Annotated in this window: 2 protein-coding genes; one reads left to right on the top strand and one right to left on the bottom strand. The window is 68.1% G+C overall.

Annotated elements, in window-relative coordinates:
• Positions 1 to 82: 82 nt before the first annotated feature.
• Positions 83 to 925 (top strand): DUF5655 domain-containing protein, encoded by an 843-nt coding sequence (locus tag ACFXOM_RS35520; protein WP_385041626.1) that lies wholly within the window; start codon positions 83 to 85, stop codon positions 923 to 925.
• A gap of 292 nt (positions 926 to 1,217) precedes the next feature.
• Here the strand turns inward: ACFXOM_RS35520 and ACFXOM_RS35515 are convergent, their stop codons facing one another.
• Complete coding sequence (locus tag ACFXOM_RS35515; RefSeq protein ID WP_385041623.1) at positions 1,218 to 2,732, bottom strand: gamma-glutamyltransferase; 1,515 nt, start codon at positions 2,730 to 2,732, stop codon at positions 1,218 to 1,220.
• Positions 2,733 to 3,047 lie beyond the last annotated feature (315 nt).

The raw sequence follows: 3,047 nt of genomic DNA, 5'->3' as shown, positions 1-3,047 counted from the left end.
ATCAACGTTCTCTACGCCATCCTGCGCGACCAACGCCCCTACGAGGCCCGGCCACCTCTTCGTCTCGTAGCTTGACAACAGCATTAGGCAGCGTCTTGCTGAGGTCGAGGCAGATGTGCAGGGCCTCGTCGAGGCGCACATGGAGACGTTGCTGGGCGTCCGCTTCCTGGCGAGCGAGTACTGCACCGGGCTGCGCCACGTCGGTCGGATCGACTCGCTTGGGCTCGACGAGAACGGCTCGCCGGTCATCGTTGAGTACAAGCGTGGCGTAGACGCCGGCGTCATCAACCAGGGTTTGTTCTACCTCTCGTGGCTGATGGACCATCGCCGCGAGTTCGAGCACCTGGTCCGCGACCGGCTCGGGGTTACGGCTGCGGCCCAGGTGCTCTGGAGCGGACCGAGGCTGATCTGTATCGCAGGCGACTTCACGCGCTACGACGTGCACGCGGTCCGTGAGCATCGCCGCAGCATCGACCTGGTTCGCTACCGGTATTTTGGCAACGACCTCGTCGGGCTTGAGACCGTGGCCTCGGTCACCGGGCAGACACGTGCGAGCAGGCGGGTTCGCCGGCGCGCGGGTGGGCTCCAGGTGTCTCAGAGGCGGATCGTGGCCATGACGGAGTTGACCGAGGCTGCCGACGAGGTTCTCCTCAGCCTGGCGGACGGCGTCACCCGTGTCCAGCGCAAGCAGTACGTGGCCTATCAGCGACTGCGGAACTTCGCCTGCCTGATACCGCCCCAGCAGACCAAGGTGCTGGTCTACCTGAAGGTCGACCCGAAAGCGGTGGAGCTCGTGCCCGGGTTCACTCGGGACGTGACGGGACTCGGCCACCATGGCACGGGGGACCTGGAGGTGCAGCTGCGCACCGAGCGGGACCTGGAGCGTGCCCAGGATCTGTTCCGTGCGAGCTACGCAGCAGCGTGATCGCTGCACGGCACTTCGGTGATGCGTGCTTCGCGCTTGGTCTGGGGTCGTCTGGGTAATGCCTTTCGACGTACGGGCAGTTCGTGGCGGTGGACGATCAATGATGCGCGGATCGCCGGTTTGGCTAACCGGCGATCCCGCGCTATGTTGCCCGGCTTCGAAGCTGGCTGCGGTCGTCTGCCCGAGACGTGCCCGCTGTCCCTAGATGTCCTGCGGTGGCGCGCGTAGCCGACGGCTCCGGCCGCCGGCTTCCCACCGACATTGCCGCGGTCACAGGACTGGGGTGGCTCCGTCAGCGGCGGTGGTGCGGTAGGTCGTCTCGGCGCAGCGCGAGGTAGGTCTCCGGGGTTGCGGCTTCCAGCAGGTCGGGGTGGTCGTCGAGGTCGAGGCCCGGTTCTCCCTGACCGGGCAGGAGGTCTCGCCACTGGCGGTCGGCGCCCTCTTCGTAGGCGTCGCGGAGGCGTTCCTGGATGAGCTCGCGTTCCTCCTCCTGCGCTTCGCGAAAGACGCGCCGCTGGGTCCGGCGGCGCTGCTCCTCGGCTTCTTCGTCGGCGGGCTCGTCGGCGATGCGCTGGTCCTCGGCGCGAAGGCCGGGCGTGCGCGCCGCGATGGCCTGGTCCTCGGAGTGGAGTTGGTCGCAGGCAGCGAACAGGCGACGGGACATGCCCAGGCGCAGCTCGGTGCCGGGGATGCGGTAGGTGAGGAAATCGTCCAGGCCGATCGCGCGGGTGATGTTGCGGCGGGCCTGTTCGTCGTCCGGCGGTGATTCGGCGCGAACGGCTGCGCGCATGCCGCGGGTCAACTCGTCGCGCTCCAGCGGGGTGATCAGTCCGTCGGCACGCCGCCGGCGGGTGGAGCGGTCCGCGGGCAAGGCGACAGCCCGGAGCCGGGAAGTGGGCGCAGAGCGCAAAGCGAGGTAGGTCAACATCTGAGCGCGAGCGGTTGCCAGCAGGGCGTCGTCGCTCTCACCGAGGTGGTCCTCGGGGCTGCTGGGCGCTGGAGCTGCCTTCCCCTTGATCGGGAGCGCCGGCTGTCCGGGGTGGTGATCGTGGTCGATGGTCACGAACAGGTCGCCCTGGGGCTGGACAGAGGCACCGCACAGGATGCGGCGGTGAGCGTACGTGTGGAGGACCTTGGTCCCTTCCTCGAGCTGCTCCCACCCTTCGGTGAGCCGTTTCTTGCGGACGTTGCCGCCCTTGGCCTCGATCAGCCAGTACGCGTTCTCTGCCTCGTGCAGTCCCCACAGGTCCGGCAGCGTGCGGACGGGATCTTTGAAGTCGTTCTCCAGAGCCGGTATCGGGCCGCCGTCCTCGATGTGCCAGGTCTGGCCCAGCCCCATCAACGAGCGGCATGCCCATTCCGCCATCGTCATGCCCAGCCGGTAGCCGAGCATGCTCTTGGCGGAGCGTTCGGTGCCGTGCTCGTAGACGGCGTTGACCGTCAGGCGCCGGCCCGACGTGTGGGGGAGCGGATGCCTGGGGGTGAAGTCGTGGATGCCGAGGTAGGCGTACAGCGGGGAGACGCGGGCGACCAGTTCTCCCCGCGCCAGCTGCGGGGCCTGGTGCAGCCAGGGCGTGACGTCACGGCCGACCTCGGTGGCTGCCTTGACGATCTCCCGCCACGTCGTCGTCGGCGCGTACCAGCCATCCTTGCCTGGAAAGGCTCCCGGCGTGTCCCACGGCTGGTGCTTCGCCGTCCGCCACTGCTTGAACGGCCGCTTGGCCGGCCCGTCACGGAACAGCACGGGTATGTCCACGCTGTCGGCGTAGACCAGGGGCGGGGTGTCGGTCACGTCATCGGAAATCACGCAGGTCACTGTCGCAGCGGCCGTCCGCGCGAATGCAACTTGAGTCACCCTCTATCAATCCTGCACCCCCCTGGGGCGGGGTACCCCGCGGCGCTGTCCGAATCACGCCCTACTGCCATGCCGTGCGCGCGGGTTAACTCAGGTCCTTCGCCCGGAGCCAGCCGGGAGAAGCCGAAGAGGAGGGCACGAGATGGCAGAGCGAGTAGCCACCCAAGCGGCGGGGACCAGCCCCGCGCTTCTGATCGCCGTGGAAGAGCTGGCGACCGCCCACGACCGCAGCGAGTCCGAGCGGTCAGACATCACCAGCTCGCAGAA

This window comes from Streptomyces sp. NPDC059169 (genome assembly GCF_042755225.1).
Taxonomy (GTDB): domain Bacteria; phylum Actinomycetota; class Actinomycetes; order Streptomycetales; family Streptomycetaceae; genus Streptomyces.
The sequence above is the reverse complement of the archived record's forward strand: the minus strand, read 5'-3'. Positions and strand labels throughout refer to the sequence as shown.